We start from the raw sequence: 16795 nt of genomic DNA on the forward strand, positions 1-16795 counted from the left end.
TCCGCGGCCGCCCCCGTCAGTACCGGTCCAGCGCGGACAGCTGCCGCAGCGCGCCGCCGGTGCCGATGTCCGCGCTCGTCAGCACGGTGTTCGTGGCCCGCAGCGCGTCCTTCTCCGCGCCCAGCCGGTCCAGCAGGTTCTTCACCTGCCCGGACCAGGTCTCGTGGGCGGCGCGCAGTGCTCCGGCCGTCAGCCAGCCGTCTCCGTCGCGTGCGCCGAACGCCTTCACGGCGGCCCCGGTCTCGTCGTCCGCCCACCGCCCGGCCCGGCCGGTGTCCGGCTCGATGCGGTCCTCCACGGCCTTCGCCGCCGCACGCTTCTCGGCCGGCGTGGAGACCAGGTTCTGCGGCCCGTGGCCGGCGGACGGTCCGCCCATCGCTCACCCCTCGCGGTACTGCGGCCACCCGCTCCGGGCGGCCCGCCGTCGGATTCACCATCCGGCGGGTTCAACCCGCTTGCGTGGATCTTCGTCACGGTGGGTTTTCACCGACGCACGTTGACGCGGCGCGGGACCGGGCCCGGGGAGAACACGAAGAGGCCCGTACGACCGAAGTCGTACGGGCCTCTCCCAGGTCGGAGACCTTCAGGTCAGCTGGTGACCCGCAAGCAAGCGAACTTACTTGACGATCTTGGTGACCTGGCCGGCGCCCACGGTGCGGCCACCCTCACGGATGGCGAACTTGAGGCCCTCTTCCATGGCGACGGGCTGGATGAGCGACACCGTCATCTCGGTGTTGTCACCCGGCATGACCATCTCGGTGCCCTCGGGGAGGGTCACGACGCCGGTCACGTCCGTCGTACGGAAGTAGAACTGCGGACGGTAGTTGTTGAAGAACGGCGTGTGGCGGCCACCCTCGTCCTTGGACAGGATGTAGGCCTGCGCCTCGAACTCGGTGTGCGGGGTGACCGAGCCCGGCTTGATGATGACCTGGCCGCGCTCGACGTCCTCGCGCTTGATGCCACGGAGGAGCAGACCGACGTTCTCACCGGCCTGGCCCTCGTCGAGCAGCTTCCGGAACATCTCGATGCCGGTGACCGTGGTGGTGGTCTTCTCGGTCTTGATGCCGATGATGTCGACGGTCTCGTTGACCTTGAGGATACCGCGCTCGATACGACCGGTGACGACGGTGCCACGACCGGTGATCGTGAAGACGTCCTCGATCGGCATGAGGAACGGCTTGTCGACGTCGCGCTCCGGCTGCGGGATCGACTCGTCGACGGCCTTCATCAGGTTGAGGACCGAGTCCACCCACTGCTGCTCGCCCTCGAGGGCCTTGAGCGCGGAGACCTGGACGACCGGAACGTCGTCGCCGGGGAACTCGTACTCGGTGAGGAGCTCACGGACCTCGAGCTCGACGAGCTCCAGGATCTCCTCGTCGTCCACCATGTCGGCCTTGTTCAGGGCGACGACGATGTACGGAACGCCGACCTGGCGGGCCAGGAGCACGTGCTCCTTGGTCTGCGGCATCGGGCCGTCGGTGGCGGCGACCACCAGGATCGCGCCGTCCATCTGCGCGGCACCGGTGATCATGTTCTTGATGTAGTCCGCGTGACCCGGGCAGTCGACGTGGGCGTAGTGACGCGCCTCGGTCTGGTACTCGACGTGCGCGATGGAGATGGTGATACCGCGCTGGCGCTCCTCGGGCGCCTTGTCGATGTTGTCGAACGGGGTGGCCTCGTTCAGGTCCGGGTACGCGTCGTGCAGCACCTTGGTAATGGCGGCCGTGAGGGTCGTCTTACCGTGGTCGATGTGACCGATGGTGCCGATGTTGACGTGCGGCTTAGTCCGCTCGAACTTCGCCTTCGCCACTGGGGTCCTCCTGTGGAGTGGTTCTGTACGCCTTACTTCATCGGCGCCAGGTGATCTTTGCTGTAAAGGCCCGGAACCCGGGGCATTCCTCCATGTTCACGGTGGAATGCCCCTTGAGGCTCCGGAGTCAAGCCTACGGCGTGTTAACGCGGTGCGTTACTCGCCCTTGGCCTTCGCGATGATCTCCTCGGCGACGTTCCGCGGAACCTCGGCGTAGGAGTCGAACTGCATCGAGTAGCTTGCGCGACCCGACGTCTTGCTGCGGAGGTCGCCGACGTAGCCGAACATCTCCGACAGGGGCACGAGGCCCTTCACGACGCGGGCACCAGCCCGCTCCTCCATGGCCTGGATCTGACCACGGCGGGAGTTGATGTCACCGATGACCTCGCCCATGTAGTCCTCGGGCGTGGTGACCTCGACGGCCATCATCGGCTCGAGCAGCACGGGGCTGGCCTTGCGCGCGGCCTCCTTGAAGGCCTGCGAACCGGCGATCTTGAAGGCGAGCTCGGAGGAGTCGACCTCGTGGTAGGCGCCGTCGTGGAGGATGACACGGACACCGGTCATCTCGTAGCCGGCGAGGATGCCGAACTGCATGGCCTCCTGTGCACCGGCGTCGACCGAAGGGATGTACTCCTTCGGGATACGACCACCGGTCACCTTGTTCACGAACTCGTACGAGGTGTCGCCACCCTCGAGCGGCTCGATGCCGATCTGCACCTTCGCGAACTGACCGGTACCACCGGTCTGCTTCTTGTGGGTGTAGTCGACGCGCTCGACGGCCTTGCGGATCGTCTCGCGGTACGCCACCTGCGGCTTGCCGACGTTGGCCTCGACCTTGAACTCACGGCGCATACGGTCGACCAGCACCTCGAGGTGCAGCTCGCCCATACCACCGATGATGGTCTGGCCGGTCTCCTCGTCCGAGTGGACCTGGAACGACGGGTCCTCCTCGGCCAGGCGCTGGATCGCGACGCCGAGCTTCTCCTGGTCGCCCTTCGACTTGGGCTCGATGGCGACCTGGATGACCGGGGCCGGGAAGTCCATGGACTCCAGGATCACCGGGTTCTTGTCGTCGGACAGCGTCTCACCGGTGGTGGTCTGCTTCAGGCCCATGACGGCGACGATGTCGCCGGCGCCCACCGACTCGATCTCCTCACGCTTGTTGGCGTGCATGCGGTAGATCTTGCCGATGCGCTCCTTCTTGCCCTTGACGGAGTTCAGCACCGAGGTGCCGGACTCCAGGCGGCCCGAGTAGACCCGGACGAAGGTGAGCTTGCCGAGGTGCGGGTCGCTCATGATCTTGAACGCCAGCGCCGAGAGGGGCTCCTCGTCGGACGGCTTGCGCTTGACGACGACCTCGGGGTCCTTGACGTCGTGGCCCTCGATGGCCTCGATGTCGACCGGGGACGGCAGGTAGCGCACGACCGCGTCGAGCAGGGGCTGGACGCCCTTGTTCTTGAACGCGGTGCCGCAGAACACCGGGGTCACGGTGGTGCCGGTGCCCTTGCCGGACGCGATGGTGATACGACGGATCGCGGCGTACAGCTGCTCCACGGAAGGCTCCTCGCCCTCCAGGTACAGCTCCATGATCTCTTCGTCGTTCTCGGCCACGGCCTCGAGCAGCTTGCCGCGGTACTCCTCGGCAGCCTCGGTGTGCGTGTCCGGGATGTCGACGGTGTCGTACATCTCGCCCTTGGTGGCCTCGGCGGACCAGACCAGGGCCTTCATCGTCACGAGGTCGATGACGCCCTTGAAGTCGGCCTCGGCACCGATCGGCAGCTGCATCACGATCGGCTGAGCGCCCAGGCGGTCAGTGATCATGTCGACGCAGCGGTGGAACTCGGCACCGGTCCGGTCGAGCTTGTTGACGAAGCAGATACGCGGGACGCCGTAGCGGTCCGCCTGACGCCACACCGTCTCGGACTGGGGCTCGACACCGGCGACGCCGTCGAACACCGTCACGGCACCGTCGAGCACGCGCAGGGAGCGCTCCACCTCGACGGTGAAGTCGACGTGACCCGGGGTGTCGATGATGTTGATGGTGTGATCGACGTCTTCGAGCGGCCAGTGACAGGTGGTGGCAGCAGAGGTGATCGTGATGCCACGCTCCTGCTCCTGCTCCATCCAGTCCATGGTGGCAGCGCCGTCGTGGACCTCACCGATCTTGTAGGACACACCGGTGTAGAACAGGATCCGCTCGGTGGTGGTCGTCTTGCCCGCGTCGATGTGGGCCATGATCCCGATGTTGCGGACCTTGGCCAGGTCAAGTGAAGTGGTAGCCATAAGGCTTCAGTCTTCTCTCGGTCTCGATGTGGGTAGCGACTACCAGCGGTAGTGCGCGAAGGCCTTGTTGGACTCGGCCATCTTGTGCGTGTCCTCGCGCTTCTTCACAGCGGCACCCAGGCCGTTGGAGGCGTCGAGAAGCTCGTTGAGCAGACGCTCGGTCATGGTCTTCTCGCGACGGGCGCGGGAGTAACCGACCAGCCAGCGCAGCGCGAGCGTGTTGGCGCGACCGGGCTTGACCTCGATCGGAACCTGGTACGTCGCACCACCGACACGGCGGGACTTGACCTCGAGGGTCGGCTTGATGTTCTCCAGCGCGCGCTTCAGCGTGATGATCGGGTCGTTGCCCGTCTTCTCACGCAGACCCTCCATGGCGCCGTAGACGATGCGCTCGGCGGTGGAGCGCTTGCCGTTCAGCAGCACCTTGTTGATGAGCGACGTCACCAGAGGAGAACCGTAGACCGGGTCGATGATGACCGGGCGCTTCGGGGCGGGGCCCTTACGAGGCATTTCTACTTCTCCTTCTTGGCGCCGTAGCGGGAACGGGCCTGCTTGCGGTTCTTGACACCCTGGGTGTCGAGGGAGCCACGGATGATCTTGTAGCGAACACCCGGCAGGTCCTTCACACGGCCGCCGCGCACGAGCACGATGGAGTGCTCCTGCAGGTTGTGTCCCTCACCCGGAATGTAGGCCGTGACCTCGATGCCGCTGGTCAGACGCACACGCGCGACCTTACGGAGGGCCGAGTTCGGCTTCTTCGGGGTGGTCGTGAACACACGCGTGCAGACGCCACGACGCTGAGGGGAACCCTCGAGTGCGGGCGTCTTGTTCTTCTCGACCTTGTCCTGCCGGCCCTTACGGACCAGCTGCTGGATCGTAGGCACTACTTCTCCGGTTTCTGTGTGCCGATAGGTACAGCTAACCTGGAACTTCTCCGACCCACGCGGTCGGGTGTGTCGAATCCCGCAGACTCCCGCTCCCGCCGTGAGGCGAAAGGGGCGCGGATTACGGTGGCCGTTCACAGCTCGCCATGCGGTTTGAAGGCACGCACGAGAGCCAGGGCACACCCCAGGCACAAGGTCTGAGCGTACCTACCTCACGGACTTCGGTCAAAACAAATGGAGTGCGCCCCGACACGCCGGACATGTCCCGCTTCCTCGTGGAGGGCCCGTGGCCCGTCCGCGTGAATCCCGCCCGTTCCCGTCCCGCGCGGCCCGCCGCCTCTGTACGTTGAGCGGTCGCTGTTCCGCTTGGGGGCGAGGTTGGATGACGGGGGAGATACCGCACGCGTTACCGCGGCAGACGCCGGCCGGGGCACCGGAGGACACACCGGGGGACGACGGACTCGACGACCGGGTGCCGTTCCTGGCCCGGCTGGAACGGGCGGACCGGGCCGCGCTGCTCGCGCTCGGCCACGGCCTGGACTTCGCGCCCCGGGCCGTGCTCCTGCGCCAGCGGGAGCCGTCCGCGCACGTGCTGTTCGTCGTGGACGGCTGGACGAAGGTCACCGCGGCGGCCGCGAACGGCTACGAAGCCCTGCTCGCGCTGCGCGGGCCGGGTGACGTCATCGGCGAGTCGGCCGCGCTGACCGGCCGGACCCGCTCGGCCACCGTGACGGCGCTGGAGCGGGTACGGGCCGTGGCCGTCCAGCGCGAGCGTTTCACGCAGTTCCTGGCGGACTCCCCCGCCGTCTCGTTCGCCCTGCTCGGGCTCACCTCGGACCGCACCCGCGCCGCCGACCGGCGCCGGCTGGAGTTCGCCTCCCTGTCCGTCCGCGAACGGTTCGCGACCCTGCTGCTCGACCTCGCCCGCACCCACGGCCGCCGCACCGGTGACGGTGTCGAGCTGGCCGTACCGCTGAGCAAGCAGGAGCTGGCCGGCTCGGTGGGCGCGTCGCGCGAGGCGGTGCAGCGGCTCCTGAAGGACCTGCGGGAACGCGATGTGGTCCGCACCGGCCGCCGGGCGCTGGTGATCGTACGACCGGACGTGCTGCGCCGGATCGCGCGGGCGGAGGCGCCGGAGTGAGCGGCCCGCGCACGGCGCCGGCCACGGGCCCGGGCGCCGTCTGTGCACACGGTCACAGTCCAAGTGGGTCATCCGTCCTCACGCCCCCGCAGCCCCGCGCGCCACGCTGCTGACGGCGCGGCCCGACCACCACGGCACGACCCGAGAGGCGACCATGAACGATCCCGTGAGCCGGACGATGCTCCTGCTCGACATCGAGAAGTACAGCGACCGGGACGACGTGGAGCAGGCGTATCTGCGGCGGGTGCTCTACGACATCGCCGACCGTGCCCTGGAGAGCGCCGGTGTCGACGAGACCCTGCGGCGGCGCGCCGACCGCGGCGACTCCGTCATGGAGCTGATCGACGCGGGCGCGTCCGTACCGGCGCTGCTGCGGACGCTGCTCACCGAGGTGCCCGCCCAGCTGCACGGTTACAACCGGCGCGCGTCGAGCTCGGCGCAGATCCGGCTGCGGGGCGTGGTCGCCTACGGGTACGTGGCCGTCGACGAGCACGGGGGGTGGGTCGGCTCCGACCTCAACCACGCCTGCCGGCTGCTCGACGCCCCGCTGCTGCGCGCCGCCCTGCGGGACCGGGACAACGGCTTCGCGCTGTGCGTGTCGGAGGGCGTGCACGCGGGAATCGTGCGCCACGACCACCACGGCGTCCGCGCCGCCGACTTCCACCCGGTGACCCTGACCAGCAAGAACGGGCCGCTGCGCGCCTGGCTCCACGGGCCGGTGCCGCACACCGGCGAGGACCGCGGTGGCACGGGCCGAGCCCCGGTGCCGGGCACGCCGGGGGACGTCCCGGCACCGGGGGCACCGGCCGCCCGGCCGCCGGCACGAGAGGCGCCCGCGCCCGGCACACCGGCACCGGACGCACCTGAGCCGCAGCCCCCCGCGCCCACCGGAGGTGCCGTCTTCCACTTCGGCAGCGGCTCGCCCCGCTTCGGCGGCAGCCTCGTCGGCGGGGACCAGCACGGCGTCTCAGGCGGCCGGGTCACCGGGGACGTGCACCTCGGCGGAACGACGGGCGGGGAGTCGTGACGGCGTCCCCGAACGCGGAACCCGACCAGGCGTCCCCGGAGGCTCCCGACTCTCCGGAGGGGCTGCCCACCGACGCGGACCTGGAACCGGAAGCGGATCACTCCCAGGAGGCCCGGGCCGCGCAGCGTGAACTGTTCGCGCACACACCCGGGTTCTTCCTCGGTGACGACACCCGCTTCGGCGGCAGCCTGGTCGGCGGTGCGCAGCACGGTGTGTCCGGCGGGCAGGTCGGCGGCGACGTCTACCTGGGGGGCCGTACCGAACACCACTACCACGGCGCACCGGGAGCCACCCCGAACGCTTCCGGTGAGATACCGCCCGACAGGCTGAAGGAACTCGCCGAGGTCTTCGCCGACGGCCCCGCCTTCACATCCGCCCTCGAGCGGCTGCGCGAGGAGCGAGTGCTGATCCTGTCCGGCGCACACGCCACCGGCCGTTACGCCGCCGCCCTGATGCTGCTGCACCGCCTGGGCGGTACATCGGGCATCCACGCCCTGAGCCCGGAGACGGCCCCCGCGGCCCTGAGCACGCAGCTCACCCGCCCCGGCGGGCACGTCCTCCGCGATCTGCCCCTCAGCCGCAACCGGCCGTTACGCGACACGCACCTGTTCGCCGCCCGCGACCGGCTCGTCAAGGTGGACGGCTACCTCGTCGTCACCGTCGAGAGCTCGCCGCACCTGCCCGGTGTCACGCCCTGCCGCTGGACACCGCCGACCGCGCCGGAGATCGTGCGGGCACTCCTCGGCCGGCGCAGACCGGACGACGTCGACGCCCTGCTCGCCCTGGATCCGGTCGGCGGCTTCCTCGCGGCCACCGACCGCCGGCCGGCCGAGGCCGCCGCGTTCGCCGAGACGCTGGCCGCTTACGACGGCAGCCGGGAGGCGTTGGCAGGGCTCGCGGACTTCGGGCAGGCGGCCGTCGAGAAGCAGTGCCGCGACTGGCTCGGCGACCCGGCGACAGGACTGCGGGACAAGGCGTTCCTCATCTCGCTCGCCGTCTTCGACCAGGCCCCCTATGTCCTCGCCGCCGAGCTGGCCGACAAGCTGTTCGTGCACTTCCAGCGACTCCAGCACCCCGAACGTCCGCCGGAGATTCCGGTGTTCGGACCGGCCGCCGAAGACCGACTGACGCTCGCACGGGCCGACGGAGAGGTACGGCAGGAGTCGACCGACTGGGGGCCGATCCCGCAGTTCGTGGCCGGCTTCCTCGACGAAAGAACCCCTCGGGTCCTGCTGACCGAAGTGTGGACCGGCCATCCGTCGGCGCGTCCGGCGCTGGTCGAATGGCTGAAACAGCTCGCCCGCGACGGGCGCCCGCTGGTGCGCACACGCGCCGCCGCGGCGACGGCGCTGCTCGCCGACGCCGACCTGCCTTCGACCATGGCCCTCCTGGTCGACAGCTGGGCGACCTCCCGTTCGTTCGGTCCGCGCATCATCGCGGCGAACACCCTCACACTCGCTCAGGTCCTCGGCGCACCCGGCCTGATGCGGTTGCTCACCCAGTGGTGTTCCGACCCGCGTGCCGCCCGTCGCTGGACGGCCATCCGCGCCCTCGGCCAGCTCGCTCCGCTCCGCCCCGACCTGGCCGGACCGGCACTCGGCGCACTGGCCACCCGAGCAGGGGTGGACGCCAGCAGTGAAGTGGAGCGCGACAACCTCACCGAGTCCGCCGCCCTGCTGCTGTCCGCCGGGCACAGTGGCGGAGAGGTGCTCGCCGAGTTCGTACGGCTGCTGTACCAGGACTCACCGGCCGTCCGCGACCTCGCCCTGGCCGCTTTCGTCCGCGCCTGCTCCAACGACGAGGAGGGAGCGCTGGTCGGCTGGTACGCGGAAACCGGCATGTACGAGGCGGACACCGCCCGCGACATGGCCACCCTGTGGCGCACCGCGCTCAACGACCGCACGCACACCCGGCCCGCGCTGAACGCCCTGCGCACCTGGTTGCACGTCGCCGAGCGCCGGGCGGACGCCGCCCGGGCGCTGGAGTTCCTGCTCCCCGCGCTGGTCGTCACCGCGGACGACCGCAAACGCCTCGCACACGAACTGCGCGTGCTGCGCGCCGAGAACGACGGCCCGCGTACGGCCGACCATTTCCTCACCCTGCTGCATTCAGCCACGAACACCTGAACCACCCCAGGTAGAACGAGGAGTTGCCCCATGGCGGACTTCCGCCGCCCGCCGGAGTGGACCCAGCACGCCGACCGGCACACCGCACTGGTCGACCCCGTGCTGACCGTCCGTCCGATCTCGCGGTTCGACTACACCGCACGCCGCACGATCGGCGCGATCGACCACGCCCTGGTGTTCGTCACCGTGGGCGGCTCGTACGACGTCTTCATGCCGCCGCACCGTCCGAGCCGTACGGAGGCCGCGACCCGTCGCTACACCTCCGTCTACGAGGTGGACATGGGCAGCCACCCGGTCCAGCTGGAACTCGAACTGCCCAGCGACGACGACGCGTTCTCCTTCGGCGCCACCGCCGACCTCACCTGGCGGGTTGCCGACCCGAAGGCGTTCGTGGCGAGTGGCGAACGGGACGTGCCGACCCGGCTCACCCGCGAACTCCAGCAGGTGGCACGGCCGGTGACCCGGCGCTTCGCCATCGAGGACAGCCCGGCCGCGGAACGGGCGGTGCAGCGGGCGGTCGAGGAGGACGGCACCTTCGCCGCCGGGACCGGCCTGCAGGTGACCTGCGTGGTGCGGCTGCGCCTCGACGAGGACGCGATCGTCCATCGCCGGCGCAAGCGGACCCTGCGCTACGAGTCGGAGATGCTCGACCCCGAGCACGAGTACCGGATGCGGCAGGCACAGCTGGAGCACCAGCTGGAGGTCCTGCGCGAACACCAGTCGCAGGAACTGGTCGCCCAGAAGATCGCCTTCTACCAGTACTGGCTCCAGCACGGCGGCGTGGCCGCGTGGGCCCTGCATCTCGCGGCCCACCCCGGCGACACCAAGATGGTCATCGGCACCCTGCAGCGGGACCAGCTCGGGGCGATCCGCAAGGAGCTGGCGGTCATCGCCGGGGACAGCCTGGAGGACTACCAGAAGGCGGAGTCGGCCCGGTCGGTGCTGCGCTCCGTCGACGACCTCATGAGCGAGCAGGCTGCGCCGCCACAGGCCCTGCCGCCGGGCGTGCCCCCGCAGGCGCCGTACGCCCCGCCGTCGGCGCCGTACCCGGTGCCCGGCGCCCCGACACCGTACGACCCGGCGGCGCAGGGGACCGCCGGGCCGTACGGCCCATCCCCGTACGAGCAGCCCCCGTACGGGCAACCCACCTATGGGCAACCCACGTACGGGCAGGACCCGTACGGCGGGACCGCGCAGGGACAGCCCGGCCACGCCCCGCCGGCACCCGGCCAGGCTTCCTACGGGCAGCCGCCGTACGATCCGGCGGCGTCGCAGACCGCCCCGGCCGCTCCCCCGCCGCCCGCCCCGCCGGCGACGGCGCCCGCACCTCCGCTGACGCTCGTGTCCGACGGGCCCGCACCGGTCGTGCCGCCCGCGCCCGGCACCACGCCGAGGGAGCATCCCGAGGCGGGGTCGGCGTGACCGCCCCCGGCACGACAGCGCCGCCGGGCGCTCCCACCGCCGAGGGCCGGCGCACCGCGGAGCGGCTGCTCGGCGAGCTGCGCGACGAGATCGCGCGGGCCGACGCCAAGGCCTCCGTGCTGGTGGCGGCGCTGGGCATGACGGCCGGGCTGTTCTCCGGTCTGGTCGCCGGGCGGAACTGGTCGCCGAGCCGGCTGTCCGCCTCCGGGACCGGCCTGTGGTGGGCCGGTGCGGCAGGGCTGGCCCTGTCGCTGCTCGCGCTGCTGCTCGCCGTACTGCCCCGCTACCGCAGCGGGTCCTGGGCCGAGGGACGCCCGCTGTGCTACTTCGGCGACATCCACCAGGCGGTCCGGGAGGGCCGGCTGGCCCAGGCGCTCGCCGACACCGAGCGGGACCCCGCCGCCGGGCTGCTGGCGGCACTCGCCGAGAACAGCCGCATCGCCGCCTCCAAGCACCGGTGGATCCGCACCGGCCTGATCGCCTTCTGCGCCGGTGCCCTGCTGCTGCCCTCCGCCGCGCTCGTCGGCTGACGTCCCCGTACTCGAAGGAGCCCCGCTCATGTCCCAGCCGCCGGACCCGTCGGTCCCGCCCCGGTACCCCGAGCCGTCCCACCCCGACGCCGTGGCCCCGGCGCCCCCTGCCTACCCGGGCCCCACGGCCGCCGCCCCACCGCCGTACCCGGGCGCCCCCGCCTCCCCCGGCCCGGCCCCGCAGTACCCCACATCACCGGGCCCGTCCTACCCGAGTGCCGCCACGAGCCCCGGCCCCGCCTACCCGAGCGCCGCCACGAGCCCCGGCCCCGCCTACCCCGCCCCCACCGCATCCCCGCAGCCGGGCCCGGCCTACCCGACCGCGGCCTCCACGCACCCGGACCCCGGCCCCGCCTACCCGACCGCCGCCGCCCATCCCGGCCCCGCCTACACCGCCGCCACCGCTCCTCCGTACCCGGGCGGAGCGCATGCCCAGCCGGGCCCGCAGACCCAGACGGCCCCGCCCCCGTATCCCGGCTCGGAACACGACGGCCGGCAGCCAGGGACCGCGGTGCCGCCCCAGGCACACGTCCCCGAGACCGCCGTACCGGTTCCCGAGCCCGCGCCGGACGACCTCGACTACCGCCACCGCGGTGCCCGTCTGCACGTGTCCGAGCACCAGCGCGGGGCCGACGCGACGGCCGTCGGGCGGCTGGCGGTGCAGCTGCCGGGAGCCCTGGTGAGCCTCGCTCTGGTCGGCTCCATCGCGCTCGGCATGTTCGGGAACGTCGTCGGAACGCTGGTGGTGCTGGCGTGGGTCGCCTCCGGACTGCTCGTCTTCCACCGGCCGACCGAACTCGTCTTCGCCCGGTACGTGCTCAAGCTCCGGCTGCCCAGTCAGCAGGAGCGGGCCCGGCTGGAACCGATCTGGCACGAGGTGACCGCGCGCGCGGGCATCGAGCCGGGCACGTACGAGCTGATGGTGGAGAACAGCGACGAGCTGAACGCCGTCGCGGTGGCCGGGCATGTCGTCGGCGTCACCACGTACAGCCTGAACCGGATCCCCAGCAGCAACCTGGCCGCCGTGCTCGCGCACGAACTCGGCCACCACACCGGCGGCCACACCTGGGCCGGTCTGCTCGGCTACTGGTATTCGCTGCCCGGCCGGATCGCCTGGGCGGTGACCCGCGGACTGGCCCGGTTCGCGATCGCGGTCGCCGGCGTCTTCTCCATGGCGGCGACCGGCTTCCTGATCCTGTTCATGGCGCTGGCGGCGGCCGCCGCGTTCCTCGCCGCCTGGTACATCGCCGTCCCGCTCGTGCTCGCCCCGTACCTGCTGGCCTACGCGGGCCGGCGCGGCGAGCTGCGCGCCGACCAGCAGGCCGCCGAGCTGGGCTTCGCCCGGCAGCTGGCCGAGGTCCTGTACCACTTCCAGACCGAGGAGGACACCGCCAAGGCGGCCCTCACGGCGCGGGGCGAGCAGCTGAAGGAGCCCGGCACCCTGGACCGGCTCCTGTCCTCCCACCCGGATCACCACACCCGGCTGGACGCCCTCCAGCCCTACCTGGGGCTGCACCGCTGACCCTGCCCCCGCACGCCGAAGGGCGGCCACCCCACGGGGTGACCGCCCTTCGGTTCGAGCGACTCGCTTACTGGTTGTACGGACCGTAGTCGTAGTCCTCCAGCGGAACGGCCTGGCCGGAGCCCGTGCCGAACGGCGAGTAGTCGATGTCGTCGTAGCCGACGGCCGAGTACATCGCGGCCTTGGCCTCCTCGGTCGGCTCGACCCGGATGTTGCGGTAGCGGGACAGACCCGTACCGGCCGGGATGAGCTTACCGATGATGACGTTCTCCTTGAGGCCGATGAGGCTGTCGGACTTGGCGTTGATCGCCGCATCCGTCAGGACTCGGGTCGTCTCCTGGAAGGAGGCGGCCGACAGCCAGGACTCCGTCGCCAGCGAGGCCTTGGTGATACCCATCAGCTGCGGACGACCGGAGGCCGGGTGACCGCCCTCCTGGACCACACGACGGTTCTCGGTCTCGAACTTCGAGCGCTCGACCAGCTCACCGGGCAGCAGCTCGGCGTCGCCGGACTCGATGATCGTCACGCGGCGGAGCATCTGCCGGATGATGATCTCGATGTGCTTGTCGTGGATCGACACACCCTGCGAGTTGTAGACCTTCTGGACCTCGCCGACCAGGTGGACCTGGACGGCACGCTGACCCAGGATGCGCAGCACGTCGTGCGGGTTGGTGGCACCCACGGTGAGCTGCTGGCCCACCTCGACGTGGTCGCCCTCGCGGACCAGGACCTTGGCACGCTTCGAGATCGGGAACGCCGTCTCGTCGCTGCCGTCGTCCGGGGTGACGACGATCTTCTTGGTCTTCTCGGTCTCCTCGATCCGCACGCGGCCGTTGGCCTCGGAGATCGGGGCGACACCCTTCGGGGTACGGGCCTCGAAGAGCTCGACGACACGGGGCAGACCCTGGGTGATGTCGTCACCGGCCACACCACCGGTGTGGAAGGTACGCATCGTCAGCTGGGTACCGGGCTCACCGATGGACTGGGCGGCGATGATGCCGACCGCCTCACCGATGTCGACCAGCTTGCCGGTGGCGAGCGAACGGCCGTAGCACATCGCGCAGGTGCCGACGTGCGACTCGCAGGTCAGGATCGAGCGGGTCTTGACCTCCTCGATGCCGTGGTGCACCAGCTGGTCGATGAGCACGTCGCCCAGGTCCACGTTGGCCGGCGCGATCACCTTGCCGTCGATGACGACGTCCTCGGCGAGCATGCGGGCGTAGACGCTGGTCTCGACGTCGTCCGCCTTGCGCAGCACACCGTCGGCACCGCGGTTGGCGATCCGCAGCTTCAGACCGCGCTCGGTGCCGCAGTCCTCCTCGCGGATGATGACGTCCTGCGAGACGTCCACCAGACGACGGGTCAGGTAACCCGAGTCGGCGGTACGCAGGGCGGTGTCCGCCAGACCCTTACGGGCACCGTGCGTGGAGATGAAGTACTCCAGCACGGACAGGCCCTCACGGAAGGACGCCTTGATCGGACGCGGGATGGTCTCGTTCTTCGCGTTCGACACCAGACCACGCATACCGGCGATCTGCCGCATCTGCATCATGTTTCCTCGGGCACCCGAGTCAACCATCATGAAGATGGGGTTCGTCTTGGGGAAGTTCTCGTTCATCGCCTCGGCGACCTCGTTGGTCGCCTTGGTCCAGATCGCGATGAGCTCCTGAGTGCGCTCTTCCTTGGTGATCAGACCGCGCTCGTACTGCTTCTGGACCTTCTCGTCCTGCGCCTCGTAGCCGCGGACGATCTCCTTCTTCGCCTCGGGAACGACGACGTCGGAGATGGCGACGGTGACACCGGAACGGGTCGCCCAGTAGAAGCCGGCCGCCTTCAGGTTGTCGAGCGTCGCCGCCACGATGACCTTGGGGTAGCGCTCGGCGAGGTCGTTGACGATCTCGGAGAGCTGCTTCTTGCCCACCGAGTAGTCGACGAACGGGTAGTCCTCGGGCAGCAGCTCGTTGAAGAGCGCGCGGCCCAGCGTGGTGCGCAGGCGGAACGAGTCACCCTGCTGCCACTCGGGCTCGCCCTCCTCGCGCGCCGGCGGCATCCAGCCGCGCGGCGGGATGGTGCCCACCGGGAAGCGGATGTCGATCTGCGACTGCAGCGCGAGCTCGCCGGCGTCGAACGCCATGATCGCCTCGGCCGTGGAGCCGAACGCACGGCCCTCGCCCTTGGTGTCACGCAGCTCGCCGTCGGTGGTGAGGAAGAACAGACCGAGGACCATGTCCTGGGTCGGCATCGTCACCGGACGGCCGTCGGCCGGCTTGAGGATGTTGTTCGAGGACAGCATCAGGATGCGGGCCTCGGCCTGCGCCTCCGCGGACAGCGGCAGGTGCACGGCCATCTGGTCACCGTCGAAGTCCGCGTTGAACGCGGTGCAGACGAGCGGGTGGATCTGGATGGCCTTGCCCTCGACCAGCTGCGGCTCGAAGGCCTGGATGCCGAGGCGGTGCAGGGTGGGAGCACGGTTCAGCAGAACCGGGTGCTCGGCGATGACCTCTTCGAGGACGTCGTACACGACCGTGCGGCCGCGCTCCACCATGCGCTTGGCGCTCTTGATGTTCTGCGCGTGGTTCAGGTCGACCAGGCGCTTCATCACGAACGGCTTGAAGAGCTCCAGCGCCATGGCCTTGGGCAGACCGCACTGGTGCAGCTTCAGCTGCGGGCCGACGACGATGACGGAACGCGCCGAGTAGTCGACTCGCTTGCCGAGCAGGTTCTGACGGAAACGACCCTGCTTGCCCTTCAGCATGTCGCTGAGGGACTTCAGCGGACGGTTGCCGGGGCCCGTCACCGGGCGACCGCGACGGCCGTTGTCGAAGAGGGCGTCGACCGCCTCCTGGAGCATCCGCTTCTCGTTGTTCACGATGATCTCGGGGGCACCGAGGTCGAGCAGACGCTTCAGACGGTTGTTGCGGTTGATCACACGGCGGTACAGGTCGTTCAGGTCGGAGGTCGCGAAGCGGCCACCGTCCAGCTGCACCATCGGACGCAGGTCCGGCGGGATGACCGGGACGCAGTCCAGGACCATGCCCTTGGGGCTGTTGGACGTCTGCAGGAACGCGGAGACGACCTTCAGCCGCTTCAGGGCGCGGGTCTTCTTCTGGCCCTTGCCGGTGCGGATGATCTCGCGGAGGCGCTCGGCCTCCTCGTCGAGGTCGAAGGACTCCAGGCGCTTCTGCAGCGCCGCGGCACCCATCGAGCCGTCGAAGTACGTGCCGAAGCGGTCCCGCAGCTCGCGGTAGAGCAGCTCGTCGCCCTCGAGGTCCTGGACCTTGAGGTTCTTGAAGCGGTTCCACACCTCGTCGAGGCGGTCGATCTCGCGCTGCGCACGGTCGCGCAGCTGCTTCATCTCGCGCTCGGCACCCTCGCGCACCTTGCGGCGCACGTCGGCCTTGGCGCCCTCGGCCTCCAGCTCGGCCAGGTCGGTCTCGAGCTTCTTGGCGCGGGCCTCGAGGTCGGAGTCGCGGCGGTTCTCGATCTGCTGGCGCTCCACGGAGACGTGCGCCTCCAGGGAGGGCAGGTCGCGCGTACGGCGCTCCTCGTCGACGTACGTGATCATGTACGCCGCGAAGTAGATGACCTTCTCGAGGTCCTTGGGAGCCAGGTCGAGCAGGTAGCCCAGCCGGCTCGGGACACCCTTGAAGTACCAGATGTGCGTGACGGGCGCGGCGAGCTCGATGTGGCCCATCCGCTCACGGCGCACCTTGGCGCGCGTGACCTCGACGCCACAGCGCTCACAGATGATGCCCTTGAAGCGGACGCGCTTGTACTTGCCGCAGTAGCACTCCCAGTCCCGGGTCGGACCGAAGATCTTCTCGCAGAAGAGTCCGTCCTTCTCGGGCTTGAGGGTGCGGTAGTTGATGGTCTCGGGCTTCTTGACCTCACCGTGGCTCCACTGACGGATGTCGTCAGCGGTGGCCAGGCCGATCCGGAGCTCGTCGAAGAAGTTGACGTCGAGCACTATGCGTCAATCCCTCTCAGGGTCGAAAGTCTTTGGTCTGAAACGGGGGCCTGGGGGTCGGCGGGGGCCCTCAAGGGTGAGGG

Annotated in this window: 12 protein-coding genes; 6 read left to right on the forward strand and 6 right to left on the reverse strand. The window is 69.9% G+C overall.

Annotated elements, in window-relative coordinates; translation table 11 throughout:
- Window positions 1-16: 16 nt before the first annotated feature.
- From ACF08B_RS31505 to rpsL, 5 genes are all read right to left on the reverse strand, one after another.
- On the reverse strand, window positions 17-376 hold the full coding sequence (locus ACF08B_RS31505) for a hypothetical protein (protein WP_392320517.1): 360 nt from the start codon (window positions 374-376) through the stop codon (window positions 17-19).
- Window positions 377-616: 240 nt separating this feature from the next.
- Window positions 617-1810 (reverse strand): elongation factor Tu, encoded by a 1194-nt coding sequence (tuf, locus tag ACF08B_RS31510; protein ID WP_073901448.1) that lies wholly within the window; start codon window positions 1808-1810, stop codon window positions 617-619.
- Between the two features lie 156 nt (window positions 1811-1966).
- Entirely contained in the window at window positions 1967-4093 is a 2127-nt protein-coding gene (gene fusA, locus ACF08B_RS31515) for an elongation factor G (protein WP_093477026.1), read from the reverse strand.
- 39 nt (window positions 4094-4132) lie between these two features.
- Complete coding sequence (rpsG, locus tag ACF08B_RS31520) at window positions 4133-4603, reverse strand: 30S ribosomal protein S7 (RefSeq protein ID WP_003992340.1); 471 nt, start codon at window positions 4601-4603, stop codon at window positions 4133-4135.
- A 2-nt stretch (window positions 4604-4605) separates the two neighbouring features.
- Window positions 4606-4977 (reverse strand): 30S ribosomal protein S12, encoded by a 372-nt coding sequence (gene rpsL / locus ACF08B_RS31525; RefSeq protein ID WP_003948652.1) that lies wholly within the window; start codon window positions 4975-4977, stop codon window positions 4606-4608.
- A gap of 382 nt (window positions 4978-5359) precedes the next feature.
- Here rpsL and ACF08B_RS31530 point away from each other — a divergent pair, with 382 nt between their 5' ends.
- From ACF08B_RS31530 to ACF08B_RS31555, 6 genes are all read left to right on the forward strand, one after another.
- Window positions 5360-6118, forward strand: a complete 759-nt coding sequence (locus ACF08B_RS31530; RefSeq protein WP_392320518.1) for a Crp/Fnr family transcriptional regulator — start codon at window positions 5360-5362, stop codon at window positions 6116-6118.
- A gap of 154 nt (window positions 6119-6272) precedes the next feature.
- Window positions 6273-7145, forward strand: coding sequence for a hypothetical protein (locus ACF08B_RS31535; protein WP_392320519.1), 873 nt, complete (start codon window positions 6273-6275; stop codon window positions 7143-7145).
- Window positions 7142-9271 (forward strand): hypothetical protein, encoded by a 2130-nt coding sequence (locus tag ACF08B_RS31540; RefSeq protein ID WP_392320520.1) that lies wholly within the window; start codon window positions 7142-7144, stop codon window positions 9269-9271. Before ACF08B_RS31535 ends, ACF08B_RS31540 begins: the two co-directional genes overlap by 4 nt.
- Before the next feature lie 30 nt (window positions 9272-9301).
- Window positions 9302-10693 carry a PE-PGRS family protein gene (locus ACF08B_RS31545; protein WP_392320521.1) on the forward strand — a complete coding sequence of 464 codons (1392 nt, stop codon included), beginning with the start codon at window positions 9302-9304 and terminating at the stop codon, window positions 10691-10693.
- Window positions 10690-11223 (forward strand): Pycsar system effector family protein, encoded by a 534-nt coding sequence (locus ACF08B_RS31550; RefSeq protein ID WP_392320522.1) that lies wholly within the window; start codon window positions 10690-10692, stop codon window positions 11221-11223. Before ACF08B_RS31545 ends, ACF08B_RS31550 begins: the two co-directional genes overlap by 4 nt.
- Before the next feature lie 28 nt (window positions 11224-11251).
- Window positions 11252-12745 carry a M48 family metalloprotease gene (locus ACF08B_RS31555; RefSeq protein WP_392320523.1) on the forward strand — a complete coding sequence of 498 codons (1494 nt, stop codon included), beginning with the start codon at window positions 11252-11254 and terminating at the stop codon, window positions 12743-12745.
- A 67-nt stretch (window positions 12746-12812) separates the two neighbouring features.
- Here ACF08B_RS31555 and ACF08B_RS31560 read toward each other — a convergent pair whose 3' ends face one another.
- Window positions 12813-16712 carry a DNA-directed RNA polymerase subunit beta' gene (locus ACF08B_RS31560; RefSeq protein ID WP_073901461.1) on the reverse strand — a complete coding sequence of 1300 codons (3900 nt, stop codon included), beginning with the start codon at window positions 16710-16712 and terminating at the stop codon, window positions 12813-12815.
- Window positions 16713-16795 lie beyond the last annotated feature (83 nt).

Source organism: Streptomyces sp. NPDC015139 (genome assembly GCF_043079785.1).
GTDB classification, from domain to species: domain Bacteria; phylum Actinomycetota; class Actinomycetes; order Streptomycetales; family Streptomycetaceae; genus Streptomyces; species Streptomyces albidocamelliae.

Coding starts and splice junctions, on each gene's coding strand:
- ACF08B_RS31505 (WP_392320517.1), bottom strand. CDS start 376: ATGGGCGGACCGTCCGCCGGCCACGGGCCGCAGAACCTGGTCTCCACG.
- ACF08B_RS31545 (WP_392320521.1), top strand. CDS start 9,302: ATGGCGGACTTCCGCCGCCCGCCGGAGTGGACCCAGCACGCCGACCGG.
- ACF08B_RS31555 (WP_392320523.1), top strand. CDS start 11,252: ATGTCCCAGCCGCCGGACCCGTCGGTCCCGCCCCGGTACCCCGAGCCG.
- ACF08B_RS31530 (WP_392320518.1), top strand. CDS start 5,360: ATGACGGGGGAGATACCGCACGCGTTACCGCGGCAGACGCCGGCCGGG.
- rpsG (WP_003992340.1), bottom strand. CDS start 4,603: ATGCCTCGTAAGGGCCCCGCCCCGAAGCGCCCGGTCATCATCGACCCG.
- fusA (WP_093477026.1), bottom strand. CDS start 4,093: ATGGCTACCACTTCACTTGACCTGGCCAAGGTCCGCAACATCGGGATC.
- ACF08B_RS31535 (WP_392320519.1), top strand. CDS start 6,273: ATGAACGATCCCGTGAGCCGGACGATGCTCCTGCTCGACATCGAGAAG.